The 20,576-nt window shown below is 59.0% G+C and carries 19 protein-coding genes; 18 read left to right on the top strand and 1 reads right to left on the bottom strand.

Annotation, left to right across the window (positions count from 1 at the left end; translation table 11 throughout):
- Positions 1 to 22: 22 nt before the first annotated feature.
- The 13 genes from OZ656_RS16585 (at position 23) to OZ656_RS16525 (ending at position 14,491) form a co-directional block, all read left to right on the top strand.
- Positions 23 to 1,537 (top strand): thymidine phosphorylase family protein, encoded by a 1,515-nt coding sequence (locus OZ656_RS16585; RefSeq protein WP_379944731.1) that lies wholly within the window; start codon positions 23 to 25, stop codon positions 1,535 to 1,537.
- Positions 1,534 to 2,454 carry a ribose-phosphate diphosphokinase gene (locus OZ656_RS16580; protein WP_153741195.1) on the top strand — a complete coding sequence of 307 codons (921 nt, stop codon included), beginning with the start codon at positions 1,534 to 1,536 and terminating at the stop codon, positions 2,452 to 2,454. Before OZ656_RS16585 ends, OZ656_RS16580 begins: the two co-directional genes overlap by 4 nt.
- The gene (locus OZ656_RS16575; protein WP_379944730.1) at positions 2,451 to 3,806 is read left to right on the top strand and encodes an MBL fold metallo-hydrolase RNA specificity domain-containing protein; all 1,356 of its coding nucleotides are present in this window, start codon (positions 2,451 to 2,453) and stop codon (positions 3,804 to 3,806) included. The genes OZ656_RS16580 and OZ656_RS16575 overlap by 4 nt, the downstream gene beginning before the upstream one ends.
- 175 nt (positions 3,807 to 3,981) lie before the next feature.
- Complete coding sequence (locus tag OZ656_RS16570; RefSeq protein ID WP_008172531.1) at positions 3,982 to 4,944, top strand: HlyD family secretion protein; 963 nt, start codon at positions 3,982 to 3,984, stop codon at positions 4,942 to 4,944.
- Between the two features lie 6 nt (positions 4,945 to 4,950).
- Complete coding sequence (locus OZ656_RS16565) at positions 4,951 to 6,681, top strand: ATP-binding cassette domain-containing protein (RefSeq protein ID WP_136631410.1); 1,731 nt, start codon at positions 4,951 to 4,953, stop codon at positions 6,679 to 6,681.
- Positions 6,678 to 7,772 carry an ABC transporter permease gene (locus tag OZ656_RS16560; protein ID WP_278350099.1) on the top strand — a complete coding sequence of 365 codons (1,095 nt, stop codon included), beginning with the start codon at positions 6,678 to 6,680 and terminating at the stop codon, positions 7,770 to 7,772. Before OZ656_RS16565 ends, OZ656_RS16560 begins: the two co-directional genes overlap by 4 nt.
- Positions 7,772 to 8,875: an ABC transporter permease gene (locus OZ656_RS16555; RefSeq protein ID WP_008172526.1), complete on the top strand. Its 1,104-nt coding sequence runs from the start codon at positions 7,772 to 7,774 to the stop codon at positions 8,873 to 8,875. The genes OZ656_RS16560 and OZ656_RS16555 overlap by 1 nt, the downstream gene beginning before the upstream one ends.
- 6 nt (positions 8,876 to 8,881) lie before the next feature.
- Complete coding sequence (locus OZ656_RS16550; RefSeq protein WP_175497454.1) at positions 8,882 to 9,034, top strand: MBL fold metallo-hydrolase RNA specificity domain-containing protein; 153 nt, start codon at positions 8,882 to 8,884, stop codon at positions 9,032 to 9,034.
- Between the two features lie 97 nt (positions 9,035 to 9,131).
- The gene (locus tag OZ656_RS16545; protein WP_278350098.1) at positions 9,132 to 11,507 is read left to right on the top strand and encodes a xylulose 5-phosphate 3-epimerase; all 2,376 of its coding nucleotides are present in this window, start codon (positions 9,132 to 9,134) and stop codon (positions 11,505 to 11,507) included.
- 141 nt (positions 11,508 to 11,648) lie between these two features.
- Positions 11,649 to 12,317 carry an isoprenylcysteine carboxylmethyltransferase family protein gene (locus OZ656_RS16540; protein WP_053113994.1) on the top strand — a complete coding sequence of 223 codons (669 nt, stop codon included), beginning with the start codon at positions 11,649 to 11,651 and terminating at the stop codon, positions 12,315 to 12,317.
- A gap of 426 nt (positions 12,318 to 12,743) precedes the next feature.
- A complete protein-coding gene (locus tag OZ656_RS16535) occupies positions 12,744 to 13,814 on the top strand; it encodes a porin (protein WP_273085720.1) in 1,071 nt (356 codons plus the stop codon).
- 12 nt (positions 13,815 to 13,826) lie between these two features.
- Complete coding sequence (locus OZ656_RS16530; protein WP_273085719.1) at positions 13,827 to 14,141, top strand: cytochrome c; 315 nt, start codon at positions 13,827 to 13,829, stop codon at positions 14,139 to 14,141.
- Positions 14,138 to 14,491, top strand: a complete 354-nt coding sequence (locus tag OZ656_RS16525; protein ID WP_053113997.1) for a cytochrome c5 family protein — start codon at positions 14,138 to 14,140, stop codon at positions 14,489 to 14,491. Before OZ656_RS16530 ends, OZ656_RS16525 begins: the two co-directional genes overlap by 4 nt.
- A 43-nt stretch (positions 14,492 to 14,534) precedes the next feature.
- On the opposite strand, the gene OZ656_RS16520 is transcribed toward OZ656_RS16525, so the two are convergent.
- Positions 14,535 to 14,840 (bottom strand): helix-turn-helix transcriptional regulator, encoded by a 306-nt coding sequence (locus OZ656_RS16520; RefSeq protein ID WP_008170014.1) that lies wholly within the window; start codon positions 14,838 to 14,840, stop codon positions 14,535 to 14,537.
- A 224-nt stretch (positions 14,841 to 15,064) separates the two neighbouring features.
- Between OZ656_RS16520 and OZ656_RS16515 the strand changes: the two genes are divergently transcribed.
- From OZ656_RS16515 to OZ656_RS16495, 5 genes are all read left to right on the top strand, one after another.
- On the top strand, positions 15,065 to 15,268 hold the full coding sequence (locus OZ656_RS16515; protein WP_053113999.1) for a DUF2892 domain-containing protein: 204 nt from the start codon (positions 15,065 to 15,067) through the stop codon (positions 15,266 to 15,268).
- A gap of 18 nt (positions 15,269 to 15,286) precedes the next feature.
- Entirely contained in the window at positions 15,287 to 17,749 is a 2,463-nt protein-coding gene (locus OZ656_RS16510) for an RND family transporter (RefSeq protein ID WP_278350097.1), read from the top strand.
- Positions 17,746 to 18,594, top strand: a complete 849-nt coding sequence (locus OZ656_RS16505; RefSeq protein WP_278350096.1) for an outer membrane lipoprotein-sorting protein — start codon at positions 17,746 to 17,748, stop codon at positions 18,592 to 18,594. The genes OZ656_RS16510 and OZ656_RS16505 overlap by 4 nt, the downstream gene beginning before the upstream one ends.
- A gap of 31 nt (positions 18,595 to 18,625) precedes the next feature.
- Positions 18,626 to 20,035 (top strand): hypothetical protein, encoded by a 1,410-nt coding sequence (locus OZ656_RS16500; protein ID WP_278350095.1) that lies wholly within the window; start codon positions 18,626 to 18,628, stop codon positions 20,033 to 20,035.
- Between the two features lie 75 nt (positions 20,036 to 20,110).
- Positions 20,111 to 20,497 (top strand): DUF302 domain-containing protein, encoded by a 387-nt coding sequence (locus tag OZ656_RS16495; RefSeq protein WP_092033463.1) that lies wholly within the window; start codon positions 20,111 to 20,113, stop codon positions 20,495 to 20,497.
- The last annotated feature ends 79 nt before the right edge of the window (positions 20,498 to 20,576 follow it).

Raw genomic sequence — 20,576 nt, 5'->3', positions numbered from 1 at the left:
ACGCAGAAAAGGATGTTGATACATGGTGGCGTCTTCCAGTCAGTTACGGGTTTTCAAGATGGGTATCAATACTCATCAGGAGCCTGTCGTCTACATGCGTGATGATTGTGATGTGTGCCTTTCAGAAGGATTCGCCGCCAGTTCCAGGGTGGGAATTTCCTCGCAGGGACGTTCCATCATCGCAACTCTCAATATTTCGTCTGATGAAACGGTTCCCAAAGGGTATGCGGGGCTTTCAGATATCGCCATAGAGCGGCTCGGGGTGGCTCAGTCTGACCTGGTTTCAGTACATCATGCGCCCTATATCGAATCCTTGAGTCTGGTTCGTCGGAAAGTATTCGGACACAGCTTGCTTCCGGCTGAGATGGCCCGCATTGTCTCCGATATCTCCGCACACAAATACAGCGATGTCGAAATAGCCTGTTTCCTGAGCGCTTGTGCGGGTGGCAGATTAGGTTTCGATGAGATTGTTGCTTTGACCCAGGCGATGGTGAATTGCGGACAACAGCTCGATTGGCCAGGCGTGGATCGTGTGTTCGACAAACACTGTGTTGGAGGCCTGCCGGGCAACCGGACCACGCCGCTGGTTGTGTCGATCGTCAGCGCAGCAGGCTTAGTAATGCCTAAAACCTCCTCCCGTGCCATCACCTCACCGGCGGGAACAGCGGACACCATGGAAGCGCTGACCAATGTGAGGCTTGGGCTGAACGAGATTCGCCGTGTGGTCAGAGAAACCGGTGCCTGTCTCGCCTGGGGTGGGGCGATGAACCTCAGCCCGGCTGATGACCTGTTGATTCGCATCGAGAGAGCGCTGGACCTTGATGGTGAGGGCCAGCTCGTGGCCTCGGTGCTGTCCAAGAAGATTGCTGCCGGTTCCACCCATGCGGTGATTGACATTCCGGTGGGGGAGACGGCCAAGGTTCGAACGCCCGGCGATGCCGACCGGCTGGCCTCTCTTTTCACAAGCGTTGGGGCGGCCTGTGGGCTGAAGGTACGCTGCATCGCGACAGACGGCAGCAAGCCGGTTGGTGCAGGGATCGGGCCGACAGAGGAAGCCCGGGATGTTTTGGCCGTGCTGCAGGGAAAGCAAGGCGCGCCGAGGGATCTACGGGGCCGCGCCATCTTGCTGGCTGGCCATTTATTCGATCTGGCCGATGGTCTTGGCGTGAAAGAGGGGATGATCAAAGCAGAGCGATTACTTCAAAACGGCTCTGCCTGGGAGCAGTTCAAGCGCATAACAAAGGCTCAGGGGGGACTGAAGAGCTTAGGTGAAGCCCGTTTTCGGCGTCCAGTTCTGTCCTCGGAATCCGGAACAATCGTGTCTATCGACAACCGTCGGCTTGCCCGTGTCGCCAAGCTGGCAGGAGCGCCTGCCAGTTCTACCGCAGGACTACGGCTGCTGGTGAACGTCGGCGATATCGTCATTAAGGGAGAGCCTCTCTATGAGTTACTCAGTGACAGTCCGGGACAGCAGGATTATGCGCTGGCGTTTAACGATATGGGGCCGGCAATCTTCACTGTATCGCAAGAGGAATGACTGTGGGCATTATTGAAAAAAATGTGCTGTTTAGCCTCACCCCGCACCCATTACGGGAAAAACTTTGTGATCGGCTCAATCTGGAGCCGGGAAGTTTGGAGGTGCGGAGGTTCCCTGATGGTGAGTCCTACTTACGTGTGCTCACATCAGTCAAAGGTGCGAACTGCGTAATATTGGCCGACCTAACGCATCCAGACACCAAATACCTTGCTCTCCTGTTTCTCTTTGAAACTCTCCGGGAACTCGGTGCCAGGTCGATTGGGTTGGTGGCGCCCTATCTTTGCTATATGCGCCAGGATCGACGCTTCGAAGAAGGGGAGGCGGTCACTTCCAGGGTGTTTGCCCAGTCTTTGTCTTTACATATCGACTGGCTGATCACCGTTGATCCACATTTGCACAGGTACCAGTCTCTTGACGAAATCTACAGCATACCCACGCAAGTTGTTCAGGGAGCACCGGCGCTGGCGGATTGGCTACGGGGGCAAAACGGTCTGTTGCTGGTAGGTCCGGACGCGGAAAGTGAGCAATGGGTATCAAGTATCGCGCAGGCCAGTAACCATCCTTATGTCATTGGCACCAAGCAGCGTCTGGGTGACCGGCGCGTTGAAGTCACCTTGCCGGATATCTCGGCGTATAACGGCCGGAAAGCCGTCATCATTGATGACGTTATTTCCAGCGGACGCACCATTGGCGAGTGTGTCAGGGCACTTAAGGCGCAAGGCACGGAGGCCATCCTGTGTGCGGCGGTGCATGGCATTTTTGCGGAGGCCTCGGACACCTACCTTCTGGGTACCGGCCTGCAGACGCTGGTGACCACCAACACGGTTCCACACAGCAGCAATGAGATCGATGTCAGCGAGTTGCTGGTGCCGCCGGTCAGGCATTTTCTCAATCAGGTGGAGGGTGAGCGCCGATGAACATTACATTTCTGGGTGGCACGGAAACCGTGACCGGCTCCAAGTTCCTGGTTGAAACCGGCCAGACACGTGTATTGGTCGATTGCGGCCTGTTTCAGGGGTACAAGTGGCTGAGAAAGCGCAACCGGCAACCGTTGCCGCTCGATATTGCCTCGCTGGATGCCGTGCTTCTGACCCATGCCCATCTGGATCATTCAGGCTACATCCCCGTGTTGTACAAGCAGGGCTTCCGGGGGGCGGTTTATACCCATCATGCCACCCGAGAGCTATGCAGCATATTGCTGGCCGATAGCGGCCACCTTCAGGAAGAGGAGGCACATTACCTCGGCCGCCATAAGCTGAGCAGGCATGAGAATCCGGAGCCCCTGTATGATCAGGAGGATGCAGAAGCCTGCATGGAGCTGTTTCAGTCGGTGGACTTTCACCAAGTGATCCAGCTCGGTGATATACGCTTTCATCTGCGACCGGTCGGGCACATTCTCGGGGCGGCCTGTGTCATCATCGAGGCGGAAGGTAAATGCGTCGGTTTTTCCGGCGATGTGGGCCGCCTCAATGATATTTTCATGAGGCCACCTGCGCCTCTGCCAGCTCTGGACATGCTGATGCTGGAGTCAACGTATGGCAATCGTCGCCACGACGATGCGGACCCGTTGTCGCAGTTGGCGGACATCGTCAACGAAACGGTCGACAAAGGGGGCAATATACTGATTCCGGCCTTTGCCGTGGGCAGAGCGCAGGTCTTGCAGCATATGCTCACCGACCTGATGAAGGCGGGACGAATTCCAAGGTTGCCAGTTTATCTGGATAGCCCCATGGCGATTGATGTTTCTGAGATTTACTGCCGCTACGAAGATCAGCATCGGTTGAGCAGTTCAGAATGCCACGAAATGTGCAGCACCGTTCATTATAGCCGCAGCGTCCAGGACTCCAAGGCGCTGGCTGACCAGGCCTACCCGCACGTAATTATTGCAGGCAGCGGTATGGCAACGGGCGGTCGCATTCTTCATCACTTCAAACGTCTCCTCGGCCAGCACCGCACAACCGTTATCTTTGCCGGTTATCAGGCAGGGGGGACACGAGGCGCCAAAATGGTTGATGGAGCGGAAAGGATCAAGATCCACGGCGACTGGATTCCGGTCAAGGCCCGGCTGGAGGTGTTGAGTGGGCTTTCCGGGCACGGGGATTTCGCAGAGATTGAACAGTGGCTTGCTCAGAGTGACCTGGCCCCCGAAACGCCGATCAACCTGATCCACGGTGATCCGGAGGCGCTGGAGGCGCTGAGGGATCACTTGCGTCAGAACACCCGGTTTGAGGTGGATGTGGCAGGCTACCAATCCATTTTGCGTCTTTGACGATGCCCTGACGGCCATCTTCGAGGGCGACCTGAATGAGCCGCTTAAGATCCGGCAACGACCTTGGTCGCGGCGGCTGCCGAGTGCTAGAGTGGGCGATCTCATTGGCTGGAGTGAGAGGCAGTGGCCCTGATCCCGGCTCCAACCTGAACAGTAATGTCATAAGGAGTGTTTGGTGAAATCCCAATCCTGGCTCTGGTCTCTGATAGCGGTGTTGGTGCTCGCCGGCGGTTCTTATGGGGTTTTTGTTCTGTTTGGGGAAGAGCCCTTGCCGCAGGGAATCGTCTATGGCAATGGCCATATCGAGGGGCGGGAAGTGCGGATCGCGGCCGAAGTGGCCGGTCGGGTCATCGAGCACCATCTCGCGGAAGGCAGCAAGGTTTCGGCTGGCGACACGGTAGCCGTGATCGACCCCGCCGATGCCAGAGACCGCCTGCGCTCGGCACAGGCCGAGCTGGCCTCGGCGCGGGAAGTCCGTGACGGCTTCGACAGCCAAATCACCACCTGGCGTCATCATCTCAAGAATGCCGAGAAACAACGGCAGCGGATCCGGGACTTGCGGTCCCGCAATCTGGCCAGCTCGAGTGATCTGGATCAGGCGGAAAATGCCGTCAGTGAGGCCCGGGGCCGACTTGAGTCTCTCCAGCGGCAGAAGGATGCCGCCGAAGAACAGGTGGCTGCAAGGGCGGCGCAGGTGGCACTGGCTGAATCGCAACTGGACAAAGCGGAGGTTGCCGCGCCGCTCTCCGGAACCATCCTGATCCGGGCGGTGGAGACGGGAGAGGTTGTCGATACCGGCCAGCCGCTGGCCACGATGGTGAATCTGCAGCAGCTCGAACTCAAGGTCTATGTCCCCGGTGATATCCTCAACCGGATCAGCTTGGGGGATCCCGCCAGAATCCGCGTGGACGGTTTGCCCGGGGACTTTTCCGCCAAAGTCGGCAGGATTGACGATTTCGCCCAGTTCACCCCCCGCGATGTCCACATGCCCGACGAGAGAGTTCGGATGGTCTATGGCGTTACCCTGGTGCTGGATAATCCGGCCGATGCTCTGAAACCGGGTATGCCGGCAGATGCCTGGATTCGCTGGGATCCGGACGCCGAGTGGCCAGCGACCCTCTCGGTTCCGGCGCGCTGAGCCGTCATGTCTTCCCCGGAACCCATCGTCGCCAAAGGCCTTGGCCGCCAATTCGGAGACAATGTTGTCATCGAGCCACTGGATGTTTCCGTTGATCGCGGCCAACGAGTGGGCATTGTCGGTGCTGATGGCGCTGGCAAGACGACGCTGTTACAGATGTTGGCTGGCATCCTGGACCCCACTGTGGGGGAATGCCGGGTCCTGGGCTTCGATACCCGTCGTGAGGCCAAGCAGGTTGCTGCCCGGATTGGCTATATGTCCCAGGGATTTACGCTTTACGATCGACTCAGCGTCAAGGAAAACCTGAGCTTTGCCGCTCGCATCCGGGATGTGCCCGACGAACTCTATCGGGAGCGTTCAGAAAGGTTGCTATCCATGTCGGGGCTTGGCCGCTTTACTGACAGGCCCGCCGCCAAACTGTCCGGTGGCATGCAGAAAAAGTTGTCGCTATGTACCAATCTGGTCCATGAACCGGAGCTGCTGATCCTTGACGAACCGGGGCTCGGCGTCGACCCCCTGTCCCGGCGCCATCTCTGGACCATGCTCGACCGCTTCCGGTCGCAGGGCCTGACCATGGTTGTGGCTACCTCCTACATGGACGAGGCGGAGCGCTGCGACAGGATACTGCTGCTGGAACAGGGCCGCGTTCTTGCGGATGGGTCGCTGGAAGAGCTGCTGAGGCCCGCCGCCGGAAGGGTGTTCACTGTAAATGCTGGAGATACCGGACGAGGCTTGCGGGAGTTGTCCGGCATCCTGGCTCAAATTGACAGCGTCCATTCAGTGCAGTGGTTGCCGGATCACCTGCGACTGGTGATGAACGCGGACATCGCTGAAAACCAGCTCGCCGAGTTATTGCCCGAGGGAACCCACCTGGCGGCGGCCGAGCCCCGGCTCGAGGATCTGTTTGTGCTGCGGACGGACAGGAGGGCCGGCGAGCAGCAGTTTCCGGAATTGGCCCGGCAAGACAGGGGAAAAGAGGAAGGGCTGGTGGCCACCGGCCTGAGCGTCCGCTTCGGACATTTCAAGGCCGTTGACCGGGTGAGTTTCGAGGCGCCATCTGGCGAACTGCTTGCGTTGCTGGGGCCCAACGGGGCGGGCAAGACAACCCTGATCAGGGCCTTGTGCGGGCTGGTGGCCATCGATGAGGGCAACGCCCGGGTGGCCGGGGTGAGCTCCGGCGGGGGTAGCACCGCATTGCGCCGGCAAATTGGTTATATGTCACAACGGTTTTCACTCTATCTGGAACTGACCCCCTGGGAGAATCTCCGCTTCTTTGCCAATGCCTACGGCCTGGCCGGAGGCGCGGCGCGGGCTGCGATCGACTGGGCCAGGGAAGTAACGGGGCTGACAGATATTCCCGACAAGCTCACCGGTGATCTTTCAAGTGCCTTGCGCCAGCGTCTGGCGCTGGCCTGCAGCCTGCTTCACCGGCCCCGGGTCTTGTTCCTTGATGAGCCCACCTCGGGTGTCGATCCCGTCGCCCGGTACCGTTTCTGGCGGGTTATCCGTGAGCTGGCCGCCAGCGGTATGACCGTGCTGGTCACTACCCACTACCTGGAGGAAGCGGCCTATTGTGATCGTTTGGCGTTAATGCTGGACGGGCGGCTGCTTGCACACGGTAGCCGATCATCGCTGAATCATTCGCTCGGCCTCGAAGCCGACGCCACGGTGGAGATGCTCTTCACGGCGGCCATAGAACAGGCGGGAACGGCCAATTCCCGGGCGTTGGGACCATGAAGGCTCATCGGCTTGGAGCCCTCATCGTCAAGGAAAGTCGCGAGCTGATTCGCGACCCGGTTACCATTGCGTTGGCCGTGATCATGCCGCTGATCATGCTTTTTCTGTTCGGCTATGCGGTCAATCTGGATGTGGAACAGGTTGCCGTGGGCATTTACGATCTGGACAACACGCCGACAAGCCGCGACCTGTCAGCCCGTTTCGACAGCTCGCGGTATTTTCAATTAGAGCAGAAAACGACCGATCTCCGCGATCTGGAGTCGGCACTGCAAAGCTCGACCATCAGCATGGGCGTGGTGATTCCAGCCGGCTTGGCCCGGCAACTGCTCAGAGGCGACGAGGCGCCTGTCCAGGTGATCGTGGACGGCGGCTATCCTGTTCTGGGTCGATTGGCATCGGCCTATGCCGAGGCGGTAATCGCAAATTTCCCCGCCCCGCGTCAGAGCGCCGTCCGGGTCCAGGCCAGGGTCTGGTTCAATCCCTCCCTGCGCAGCGTCAATTTCGTCATCCCCGGGTTATTTGCCGTGATCCTGATGGCGTTCCCACCCCTGCTGACCGCCCTGGCGATCGTGCGTGAGAAAGAGACCGGTACGATTGAGCAGATCTATGCATCGCCGGTCACCTCAACCGAGTTTGTTGTCGGCAAGCTGGTGCCCTACGGTCTGGTGGCTTTCCTGGAGATTCTTATGGTCATGGTGGTGGGGTTTGCCTGGTTTCAGGTCCCCATTGCCGGCAGCCCGATACTGCTGCTGACGTCCGCTTTCGTTTATGTGCTGACCACGGTGGGTATCGGCCTGTTGGTCTCATCCCTGGTCCGTACCCAGTTGGCGGCCATGTTGATAACGCTGATTGTCACCTTGATGCCGTCGTTTTTGTTTTCCGGTTTTCTGTTCCCTCTGTTCACCATGCCTCTTGCCCTGCAACTGTATAGCTGGCTTTTCCCTGCCGGTTATTTTATGGAAATCTCCCGGGGCATCGTACTGAAATCAGCCGGCCTTGAAGCCGTTCTGCCAAATCTGATGATGTTGATCGTCTATACGGTCCTGGTATTTGTCTTCGCGGCCTGGCGAATGAAGCAGAAGGTGGCCTGATGGGAATTGCCTTATTTGGTTTGTTGCGCAAGGAGCTCGTGCAGTTCTTTCGTGACCGGTTGATACTGACCCTGATACTTTGGCTTTACACCATTGAAGTCGTCATTTGTGCCGTTGCGCTCAGTTTTGATGTAAGCCACCTGCCCCTGGCGGTGGTGGACGAGGATCGCAGCGCCTTGAGTCGCTCGTTGATCCAGAAATTTGCGGTGAGCGAAACCTTCGACCTGAAATTTCAGGAAACCCGTGTGGCAACCGCCACTGACCTCCTGGAGAAAGGCGATGCCACCATGGTGTTGGTCGTTCCCGCCGGGTTCGAAGGTGCTCTTCTCGCTGGCAAGAGTGCTCAGCTCCAGTTGCTCCAGGACGGCACCAATTCCAACATTGCCGCCAATGCCGTCAATGATGCTCTGCAGATCGTCCAGCGCCAGGAGCGCGAAGCGCTCCCTGCTGCCGGGAAGAAGGGGGTCGCGGTACCCCTGATCCGTATCTGGTATAACCCCGATCTGACAACATCGGGTTTTATCGTGTTATCGATGATTGCTCTGGCCGGTATGATGGTGGGCGTTATTCACCCGGCCGCCTCTATTGTCCGGGAAAAGGAGCGAGGCACTATCGAGCAGCTGCTGGTGACGCCCATTTCCACCCTGGAACTGTTCCTGGCCAAGGTCACACCCACGCTGATCATGGGCGTACTGTCCATCTTTCCGAGTTTGGTGATTGTCAGAGTCTTTGATGTGCCCCTTCAGGGCAGTCTGCTTTTATTTCTGGTGCTGACCGCCATCTTTTTGCTCAGTGCGATTGCGCTGGGCGTACTGATTGCCGCCTACAGCCGGACCCTTCAGCAGGCGTTGCTGCTCTCCTTTTTCGGACTTTTCCCGCTGATGTTCCTGTCGGGCAGTTTGACGCCGGTAGAAGCCATGCCGCCTTTCCTGCAAAGCCTCTCCCTGCTGAGTCCACTGCGTTATTACATGGATATCATCGTCGGTATTTTCCTCAAAGGCGCCGGCCTGGCGGTTCTCTGGGATGAGGCTCTCGCCTTGCTGGTAATCGGTGTCACGCTGTTTATTTTCTCCCTTTGGGTCTTTCGACGCCGGGTACAATGAGATCGGTTGGGTGAGTGCCTGACGTTTGTCGCTACCGAAACGCCGATCAACTTGATTCATGGAGACCCTGATGCGCTGGAGGCCATGAAGGATCACTTGCGTCAGAACACCCGGTTTGAGGTGGATGTGGCAGGCTACCAATCCATTTTGCGTCTTTGATGTGAGACCGGGCAAATACCCGGGGTAATCCGGATATTTACGGCGAGGATTTCTAGTAGGCCACCATTAACGTCAGTAGAGTTATCAGGGAGAGATCATGAACGGCTATTCCATTGAGGATTCACATCGAATCCAGCAGCGTGCTGCCCAATACCGGCAGCGTTACCCCCAGTTTGCCAACTGGGCAAAAGGGCGCGGGGTGATCGAACATACCGATTTGACCCAGGTGCGCGTGTTCGACCTGTGCCAGGAACTCGTTTGTGCCGGGCGTTATGACTCGCTCGACGATGCCCTGATTATTTTCGAGGCTGCAGACACCCTCACCAACGCGGCCATGTGGCTGGTAGCCCACATGACTTATGCCAGCAGAGTGGACCTGTCCGGACAGCCGCTGGCGGCGGATGACTTCAAGGAAAATCCTCAGGGGCATACCGGTGGTTCGCTGAACATGGTGCCTGCCTATCTTGGCTACACGGCCGCCAACGCGTTGGCGGGGCTGACCCGTAGCTGGCTGATGGGGCAGGGGCACTGTGTGGCGGCTATCGAAAGCGTCAACATACTGCTCGGCAATCTGCATCCAGAACAGCAGGCTCGGTACACGCTCGACGAGGTGGGGCTGTCCCGGCTGGTGAGTGACTTTTACAGCTACGCCGTCACTCCGGATGGCACACCGGGGGTTCCCCTGGGCAGTCACGTCAACCCCCACACTGCCGGCGGGCTGATCGAGGGCGGATATCTGGGCTTCGCTGAACTGCAATACACCCACATGCCGCTGCCGGGGGAGCGTCTGGTCGCGTTTCTCAGTGATGGGGCATTTGAGGAGCAGCGGGGCAGCGACTGGGCAAGCCGCTGGTGGCGAGCTGAGGACTGTGGCCTGGTGACCCCGGTGATGATTGCCAACGGCCGCCGCATCGATCAACGTTCAACGATTTTTCTGCAAGGGGGGGCGGACTGGTTCCGGCAACACCTGGAACTCAATGGCTTTTACCCCATACTCATTGATGGCCGCGATCCTGCGGCCTTTATCTGGGGCATCTTCGAGGCCGAATCGAGGCTTCAGGCGTGCAGCGAACAGGTCAGCGCCGGCCACATGAGGTACCCTGTAAAGCTCCCCTATCTGATTGCCGAGACGGTCAAAGGCTATGGTTTCTATGGTGCTGGCTCAAACGCGGCGCATGGTACCCCGCTTCCGGCAATACCGAGATTTGATGAGGTCTCGCGCAGGCACTTTAACGAATCCATTGCCCGTTTGTTTGTGCCCGAGATCGAGATTCACGGCGCCCGCGACGTGCTGGCAACTCACCGGGCAGACGATCGGCCTGCGGAAAAGGATCATCCGCTGAGCTGTCGTGACGTCAAGCTGCAAACTGTGCCCGAACCGGTCTGGTTGCAAACGGCGGTATCAGAGTCGCCCATGGTGGCGATTGATCGGCAGTTTGTTGCCCTTGTAAAGGCCAACCCGGCGCTTCGTATTCGCCTGGGGAACCCGGATGAATTGCGTAGTAATCAGATGAACCAGTCGCTTGACCTTCTGAAGCATCGCACCCTGACGCCCGAGCCCGGCCTTGCGGAATCCCTTCACGGCTCGGTAATCACAGCCCTGAATGAGGAGGCCGTTGTCAGCGCCGCTCTGGGTAATAAGGGAGGTATGAATCTGGTGGTGTCCTACGAAGCGTTTGCCATGAAAATGATTGGCGCTCTTCGGCAGGAAATTATTTTTGCGCGACACCAGAAAAGTCTCGGTCGGCCCGCCCGATGGTTATCCGTGCCGGTCATTGCGACGTCGCACCTCTGGGAAAACGGCAAGAACGAGCAGTCTCATCAGGACCCGGCCTTCGGCGAAGTCCTGATGGGAGAAATGAGTGACACTGCCCGCGTTGTCTATCCTCCCGACTGCAATAGTGCTGTGGCGTGCCTTAACGAGTGTTTTCGAACCCAGGGGCAGTTCTGGGCCATGACGGTTCCCAAGGCAAAACTGCCTGCCGTTTTTGACGGCCGTCAGGCTGTGCAATTGCTCCGGGATGGTGCCATCGCTCTTGGTGAAGCCGGTGATGTGCAGTTGATCGCTGTCGGCGCCTATCAACTCCGGGTTTGCCTTGAGGTTGCCGAAGCGCTGGCTCAGAGAGGGCTTTCGAGTGGTGTGGTCTGCCTTCTCGAGCCCGGTCGATTCCGGAGTCCCCGGGATCCAATCGAGTCAGGACATCAGTCTGGTACTTCTTACAGGGCCGAGCTGTTTCCCCACGATACAAAACTCAGAGTGTTCGTCTGCCATATGCGCCCAGAGGCCTTGCTGGGACTCTGCCGTCCTCTCGATCTCGGGCCCGACCGGACGCTGGCGTTTGGCTATGAAAACCATGGTGGCACCCTGGATACATCGGGGCTGCTGCAGGCCAACAAATGTGATGCCCATTCGATAGTGCAGGCGATCCTGTCAAAAAGTGGCTCCTCAGGCGCTGATAAGGCGACATTGTAGCGATGGAGCGCGAGGATCGACTTACAACAGTCTTTACGGGGAAAAGTAAAGCGTTGGTGATCACCGTACTGATTCTCACACTAAAACAATCCGGGCGGCAACCGATTCAGCTAGCCGCCCCACATACAGGTCAATCATGCTATGAATGAATCGTTCAATCACGCTGGGGCCTGGGGCATCACACTGATCGTTATCGTTCTGGTGTCCTGGTTCTTTTACCGTTATTTCGCGCCGAAAAACTGGCGGGAATGGGCCGGCGCCGGAGTGGTGCAGGCCTTCATCATTGCGCTTTATGCGGAAATGTACGGTTTTCCGCTCACTATTTATCTGTTGGTGCGTTTTTTTGGCCTCGACAGTGAGTATGTCAGCGCCAGCTTGTGGTCGACCCTGGTAGGGCTGGGCGAAACCGGGATGTTGGTCTCAATGTTGCTCGGCTATGCGCTCGCGTTCACCGGGATCGGCCTCTTTATTCAGGGGTGGCGTCAGGTCCACAAGGCGCGAGGTGAAAACCGTTTGGTGAAAGACGGCTTGTATGCGTATGTGCGGCATCCGCAGTATACGGGGCTATTCATCGCTCTGTTTGGAGAAGGTGTGGTGCACTGGCCGACGCTGTTCTCGGTCGGCCTTTTTCCGGTGATCGTGCTTGTCTACACATGGCTGGCTCGGCGTGAGGAACGGCAGGTGCTCAAGGAGTTCGGTGAGGAGTACCGTGCCTACCAGCGGCAGGTGCCGATGTTCATCCCCCGCTGGGGGCGGTGGCGGCAGCTCGCCGCTGCGTCACGAAATAGTAGTGAAAATGATACGGTGTGACGCAGGTATTGGTTTTGCCGGTCGACTGGTTCGCATCAGGCTCGATTCCGTTGAGACGGCGTACAGGAGCGATCATTCCCGGGTGTCTGACTATACTGCGTGGCGCCCCCACATACGGTGCTGGCTCAATCTCATGATATCCGGCCATTGTAAAAACTGACTTGCATCAAGATAAGGGCGGCACGACTGACAATTTCAGTTTCGTTTCAGGTCAAGGGTGTCTAATTGTTAATGTTTTGGATCGATGGCTTTATTCGAAAGCCTTTTCCGGAACAGCTATATACGTCTCTTCATCTAACCCAGAAGGGTGCACCTATGAAAAAACTCCATTTTATCAAGCTGTCGCTTGCGGCCTCCGTACTCGCCAGCGGGACTGCAATCGCAAACGAAGATACTTAGTCAAAAATTGCCAACCTTGAGTCGCAGATGGCGGCACTGCGGGAGGATGTAAAGAGCAACAACCTCGATACGCTGTCCAAGCTGCACATGGCCGGATACGCCAACGTTGATGCCATAGCGGGCTCTGATCGACAGGAAGACGGTTTTACGGCAGCACGATTTGCGCCGATCTTTCATTTTCAGTTTTCCGACAGGGTGCTGTTTGAAGGCGAACTTGAAATCGAGACGAATGCAGACGGTGAAACCGAAATCGCAACAGAATATGCGACCATCGATCTTATCCTGAACGATTACATGGCACTGGTGGCGGGCAAGTTCCTGAGCCCGATCGGCCAGTTCCGCCAGAATATCCACCCAAGCTGGATCAACAAGCTGCCGACCGCGCCCGTGGGCTTTGGTCACGGGGGCGCGGCCCCGCTCTCTGATCTGGGTGTTCAGTTGCGTGGCGGCATCCCGTTGAGCGGGTCGATGCGCGCCAACTATGCGCTTTTTACCTCTAACGGCCCGACGCTGCTTGTCGATGGGCATGGTGATGAGGTTGAGCTGGAAATGGAAACCGAAGCTGCTTCATCGAATGCCGATGGCAATTTTGTCTACGGTGGCCGCATAGGCTTCCTGCCAGTGCCCGCCCTGGAGCTGGGCCTGTCCGGCGCCCTGGGCAAGGTCGGCGTGGCCGAGGGGCACGCAGTGTCTGAGCTGGCGGCGGGAGAGCCGGACCGTGACTACACCGTTCTGGGTGCGGACGCCGTTTACAACCTTGACACCCTGCAGCTGCGCGGTGAATTCATCCAGCAGACCGTGGGAAGCGAAGCCGGCAGCACAATTGCTGATGGTGAGGTGACCGGGGAACTTGACTTTACAGCCTGGTATGCGCAGGCGGCCTACCGGCTGCCGGATACCAAGTGGGAAGGTGTTGCCCGCATAGGTGACCTGGACACCCCGAATGCCGATGGAAACCGCTCCCAGTGGTCCGTTGGGGTGAATTACCTGTTCGCAAACAACGTTATCATCAAGGCGGCCTACACCGTGGACGATTACGATGACAACGCTATCGACGATGACGAACGCTTCAACGTTCAGTTGGCTTACGGCTTTTAAGAGGGTATTAACATGAAACTAATGAACCGCAACCTCATCAGCAATGCTGCACTCATGGCCGCGCTTTTCATCGGTGGCGCAGGTTCAGCCGCTGCCCAGGACGCCGACGACCCCATGGCGTTCGTCCGGGGCGCCCAGTCATGGGCTGACAACTGCGCACGGTGCCATAACATGCGCGACTCGGCCGAGTTCCGTGACGATGTCTGGGAGCCAACCGTGCTTCACATGCGCATCCGAGCGGGCTTAACCGGGCAGGAAACAAGGGATATCCTGACCTTCCTCCAGAAAGCCAATGATCCGGCAGATAATAAGGGGGAGAATAAATGAAACGATCATCTTTTCTGGTCGCCAGCCTGGTCGCCGGGAGCTTTGCCTACTCAGGCGGAGCCGCGGCTCAGGCGGACAGCGTGGAAGCCGGCGAAAAGCTCTATAACTCCACCTGCGTTGCCTGCCATGGCGCAGACGGAAAGGGCAAGCTGCCCGGCGTTCCTGACTTCACAAAGAGCGATGGCCGGCTGACCAAGAGTGACGATGTATTGGTTACCAATATCATGGAGGGTTTCAAGAGCCCCGGCTCATCCATGGCGATGCCCGCCAAGGGTGGCATCAGCTCATTGACCAAGGAGCAGGCGGGAGCCATCGTTCAATACATGCGCCAGGCCTTTGCCAGCAATTAGTAGTTGAAGTAGGGCAACTCGAAACTCCTTGTTGCCCTACTTCTTAGCATGCGTCGTTATCGCAGAACAGCTCATACAGAACTTCTATGATCCGGCGCGCCTCCTCTCCCGCCAGGGAGTAGTGTATGGTCCGCGCTTCGCGGCGCGCAGATACCAGGCCGTCCTTGCGCAGCAGGGCGAGTTGCTGGGAGACGGCCGCCTGGCGCATCTCCAGTGCATCCGCAAGTTCGCTCACCGCCTGCTCGCCGTCGACCAGTTGGCAGAGGATCATCAGCCGGCTCCGCCCGGAGAGGGCCTTTAGCAGATTGGTGGCCTGATCCGCCGCTTCCGACATCTGATTTTTATTCATACATTCATAGCTCTGCAATCGTGAACATGTTAGGCTTGGTTCAGATGATCGGCTGCTCTTGGCCAGGTAGTCAAGTGTTGCCCGTCGTCGTCTGGCAGGCCCCGGCTCTCCATGGTCCGGCACGTGGCCATGCCAGGTATTGTGTACGGGTGCTTTCAGTGCAGCCAGCGCAGTGCGCAATCTGCTGAAAGTGCCGGAACGCGCTACTATAACAGGAGGGGCATATGTCTATCGACCGCCTTGTACTCGCCTTCGCAGGATCTTTCATTCTTGTAAGTCTGGCTCTCTCCCAGCTCCACTCACCTTACTGGTTGTGGTTCACCGCGTTTGTGGGCGCCAACATGCTGCAGGCTGCCTTCAGCGGATTCTGCCCTCTGGCGAAGATCCTCAAGGCCCTGGGCAAGAAGCCCGGCGCCGCCTTCGACTGACTTGCGGAGGCACTGTAAATGTCTGAAAACACCGAGAGTTCGTGGCTACAGTTCGCCACTGACCGTCCTCGACTGACCGTTTGGGCCATGGTGGTTGCCACGCTGGCGCTGGTGGCGCTGGCGGCGCTGCCAAGCGTCTGGCCCGAGCGGTTTGGTCTGCTTAATCCGCTGACCATCGATACCGACCCCGAGAACATGCTCTCTTCCGACGAACCCGTGCGCGTTTTCCACGACGACATGAAGGAGCAATTCTCGCTTTATGACATGGTCGTGGTGGGTGTGGTCAACGAAAGCAACCCTGACGGGGTATTCAATGTCGGTTCGCTGCGGCGCATCTATGAGCTGACGGAGTATGCCAGTACGCTCAGGTGGCCCGATCCGGACAACCCGGGCCGGCAGGAGGGCGTGGTTGAGGAGGATATGCTCGCGCTCTCGCGGGTCGACAACATTGAGCAAGAGGGGGTCGGCTCGGTTCGTTTCAGCTGGCTCATGCCAGAGCCGCCGGATACCCGCAACCAGGCGCTCGCTATTCTTGAGCGGGCGCAACGCATTCCGCTGTTCGACAATACCCTGGTCAGCGCCGATGGTAAGGCAGTCGCCCTTTACCTGCCGCTGACCAGCAAGGACATGAGTTACCGGGTCCGCGAAGCCCTGCTTGACAAAGTCGCTGGCTGGAAGGATACCGGCGATCAGGTCTACATCACCGGGCTGCCCGTGGCGGAGGACACGTTCGGTGTGCAGATGTTCTATCAGATGGCGATCTCGGCGCCACTGGCAATGCTGGTCATCTTCCTGGCGATGTGGTGGTTCTTCCGCCACATCCGGCTCATTACCTCGGCGATGATCGTGGCGATGGTGGCGGCCGCGAGCACCATGGCGCTGCTGGTGATCAGCGGCAGCACCGTCCACATCATGAGCTCGATGATCCCCGTATTCATCATGCCCATTGCGGTGCTGGACGCGGTGCATATCCTCTCGGAATTCTTCGACCGCTATCCCCTGCATCGTGACCGCCACCGGGCCATCCGGGAGGTTATGGGGATACTGTTCAAACCGATGCTGTTCACCACCCTGACGACGATGGCGGGGTTTGCCTCACTGGCACTCACCCCGATCCCGCCCGTTCAGGTGTTCGGCATCTTTATCGCGATTGGTGTGTTCCTGGCCTGGTTGTGCACGGTGACCTTCATTCCGGCTTACATCATGCTGATGCCGGAGCGGCGGCTCACCGGCTTCGGTCACGCCGCCGGGGACCCGGACCAGGATACGGTCATGGGGCGCTGGCTGCGTCGCCTCGGCGAGGGCGTGGTCAGCCACGCCAGGGCGGTGCTGGTGGTTACCATGGTCGTGGTGGTGGCCGCCGGTTATGGCATCAGCCTGATCCGCATCAACGATAACCCGGTCAAGTGGTTCGAGCCCGAGCACCCCATCCGGGTGGCAGACCGGGTGCTCAACGAACATTTCGGCGGCACCTACATGGCCTATCTGGCGCTGGTTCCGGAGGGGGATAACGCGGCCCAGGACAACCAGATCTTCAAACGCCCCGAAGTCCTGCGCTACATCGCCAGGTTGCAGCAGCGGCTGGGCGAGACCGGCGTGGTCGGCAAGTCCAACTCCGTCGCCGATCTGGTCAAAACCGTTCACCGCGAACTGCTGGGCGGCGATGACGGAGCCTTTCGCATTCCGGACAGTCCGGCGGCGGTTGCGCAGACCCTGCTCACCTACCAGAATGGCCACCGCCCCCAGGATCTCTGGCACTTCGTTACCCCCGACTACCGCCGTGCCAGCATCTGGGTTCAGCTTACCAGTGGCGACAACCGGGATATGAGCCGGGTGGTTCAGGCGCTCGACGACTTCATCGCGGCCAACCCTCCGCCTGCGTCGATCCGGGCACGCTGGTTTGGTCTTAACTACATCAATGTGGTCTGGCAGGACAAAATGGTCAGCGGCATGGCCATGGCCCTGTTCGGCAGTTTCGTGGTCGTGCTCCTGCTGATGGCCTTATTGTTCCGCTCTTTGCTCTGGGGACTGTTGTGCATGATTCCCCTGACTGTGACCATCGGGGCCATCTACGGTCTGATCGGTATCATCGGCAAGAACTACGATATGCCGGTCGCCGTGCTGAGCGCCCTGAGTCTGGGACTCGCCGTGGACTACGCCATCCACTTCCTGGCCCGCGCCCGCGCCACCCAGGCTGAGACAGGCTCCTGGCGTCGCTCGGTGGCGCCGATGTTCGGCGAGCCGGCACGGGCGATAACCCGCAACGCCATCGTGCTTGGCGTTGGTTTCCTGCCGCTGCTGGCCGCACCGCTCGTGCCCTACCAGACGGTGGGGGTATTTATCGCGGCCATTCTGTTGACCGCCGGCCTGAGCACACTGCTGATCCTGCCGGCACTGGTAACCCTGCTGCAACGATGGCTGTTTCCCGGTGCCCGCAGGGCCGCCCCGAATCCGCAAAACCAAGAGGAAGGCGTGCAATGAGTAGATACTGGCCTGTTACCCTGTTCCAAAAGCTGGCCCTGGTGGTGATCGCGCTGGGCATCACGCCCATTGCCCTGGCCCAGGATGCCGGCGCTGCGCCCTCGGTGGAGCGCATTGTCAACCGTGCCAATATGGTCTCCTACTTCCAGGGGCGTGATGGCCGCGCCAGGGTCGCCATGACCATCACCGACCGCCAGGGCCGTACCCGCAGTCGCGAGCTTACCATTTTGCGGCGGGACGGCCCGGAGACAGATGCCATTGAGGGGAGCGCCTATCGTGGCGAGCAGAAGTACTATGTCTATTTCCGGCGGCCGGCGGATGTGAGCCAGATGACGCTGCTGGTGTGGAAACACCAGGACCGGGACGACGACCGCTGGCTGTACCTGCCGGCGCTGGATCTGGTTAAGCGAATTGCCGCTTCCGACAAACGCACCAGCTTCGTTGGCTCGGATTTCTTTTACGAGGATATCTCCGGGCGCAGTATTGATGCCGACAGCCATGAGCTGATTGAAACCACGGACAACTACTACGTAGTGCGCAACAAACCCAAGAGGCCCGGGGAGGTTGAGTTCGCCTACTACGATGTCTATATTCACAAGCAGTCGTTCCTGCCGGTTCGCACCGAGTATGTCGACGACAGTGGCAACCTCTACCGGCGTTACACCGCGCTGGCGGTGGAGAAGGTGCAGGGTTACCCCACGGTCGTCAAGGCGAGGATGGAGAACCTGCGCAGCGGCGGCACCACGGAGCTGACCTACACTGGCATTGACTATGACCTGGGCCTGCCGGAAGACGTCTTCTCGGAGCGCTACCTGCGCCGGGCGCCAAAGGAGTACTTGCAGTGACCACCGGTGCACTGAGGGCAGGAGGGCGTGGATGAACACCAGAAGCCTGCTCTGGGGCATGTTGCTGGCGGGTATCGTTCTCGGTGCAGCGCCCGGGGCGCTATGGGCGGCCGCGCCCGAGCTGCCGGAGGGGCTGGGCGCGCCAGCCAGTGATACCGCAGAACCGGCCCTGCCAGCGGGCCTCGGGGGTGAGACCGGAGCAGAACAGACCACCGACCGACCGGCTGCGGCGGCGCTGCCATTTCGTCTGCGCGGCTTCTGGGAGGCCCGCGGCGGAACCCGGCTGGGCGATGATCCCCGCCAGCGCGATCTGTCCATCGCCGAAACCCGGTTGCAGCTCGAGGCGGAGAAGTATTTCCGGGGAGCAACGTTGCGCCTTACCGGCGATTTTCTCTATGACGACCTGGACGATGATCGGTCGGTGGACCTGGAATCGGGTGAGGGCGCCTTCGACCTGCGCGAGGCCAGCCTGGTGTTTTCGCCGAGCGCGGATACCGATGTCAAGCTGGGGCGCCAGATACTCACCTGGGGAACCGGCGACCTGGTGTTCATCAACGATCTGTTTCCCAAGGACTGGGTCTCGTTTTTTATCGGCCGCGATGTGGAGTACCTCAAGGCGCCCTCGGACGCGCTGAAGGTCTCGGCTTTTTCCAGCTGGGCCAATCTTGACCTTGTCTACACCCCCCGGTTTGACGCTGATCGCTTCATCGACGGCCGCCGTCTCTCTTTCTTCAACACAGGGCAAGGGCGGCTGACCGGGCGCAATGCGGTTGTACTGGCGGACCGCCCGGCGGACGCGTTCGAAGACGACGAATGGGCCGCCCGGCTGTACCGTAACCTTGGCGCCTACGAGGTCGCGCTCTACGGCTACGACGGCTTCTGGAAGAGCCCGGCCGGGGCCGAGCCGGCCAGCGGCAAGGCCACGTTTCCTCCGCTGTCGGTGCTCGGCGCCAGCCTGCGCGGGCCGGTGGGGCCGGGCATCGGCAACGTCGAGCTGGGCTATTACGATTCCCGCGCCGACCGCGATGGCGACGATCCCACGGTGCGCAACAGCGAGCTGCGCCTGCTGCTCGGCTATGAGCAGGAAATTGCCCGTAACCTGACCCTGGGCCTGCAATACTACCTTGAGCGCATGGGCGAGTTTGAGGCCTACCGGTGGGCCTTGCCCCCTGGTGCCCCGGTGCGGGACGAGAATCGCCACGTCCTCACCCAGCGGCTGACATGGCTGACACACAGCCAGAATCTGGCGTGGTCGTTGTTCCTGTTCTACTCGCCCTCGGACCGGGACGCGTACCTGCGCCCCCGGGTGGGCTATCAGGTTGATGATCATCTCTCTGTTGAAGCCGGCGGAAACCTGTTTTTCGGCGCCCGGGAGGAAACCTTCTTCGGTCAGTTTCAGGACAACAATAACCTGTATCTGGGGGTGCGCTATGGGTTCTGAAAAGGTTAGATGTTGATATCGAAGGGCTGGCTACTGTAGGCCTTACTCGGTTTACCCAAAGAAAAGGAGATGTATATGTCTTACACAATGAATCGCGTAATTCAGAATGTGGATTTCGAGACCGTGGATGAGCGAACCCGTAAGGCCCTGGCCGATCAGGGATTCGGGGTTTTGACGGAGATAGACGTCAAGGCCACCATGAAAAAGAAACTGGACAAGGACATGCCCGCCTACCGAATTCTCGGTGCCTGCAATCCGGCCATGGCCTGGGAAGCGATTGGCGTGGAACCCCGGGTAGGCGCTATGTTGCCGTGCAATGTCATCCTGCGCGAGACCCCGGAGGGCGTTGAAGTCAGTGCGGTTGATCCCGTGTTATCCATGACAGCGATCGATAATGAGCAACTCAAGCATATTGCGGGTGAGGTGAGAGATAGGCTGTCGGAGATTATCAAGGCGGTATGACTCGACTCGCACCAAAGCACTCGCTGCGTCCTTAATCATTGCCGCACCGGGTGGCTGGGCCCCTGGTTCGGCATACCAG

It is taken from the genome of Marinobacter sp. LM1, from assembly GCF_042763285.1.
Lineage (GTDB): Bacteria > Pseudomonadota > Gammaproteobacteria > Pseudomonadales > Oleiphilaceae > Marinobacter > Marinobacter nauticus.
This window is presented reverse-complemented; position numbering and strand designations above follow the sequence as displayed.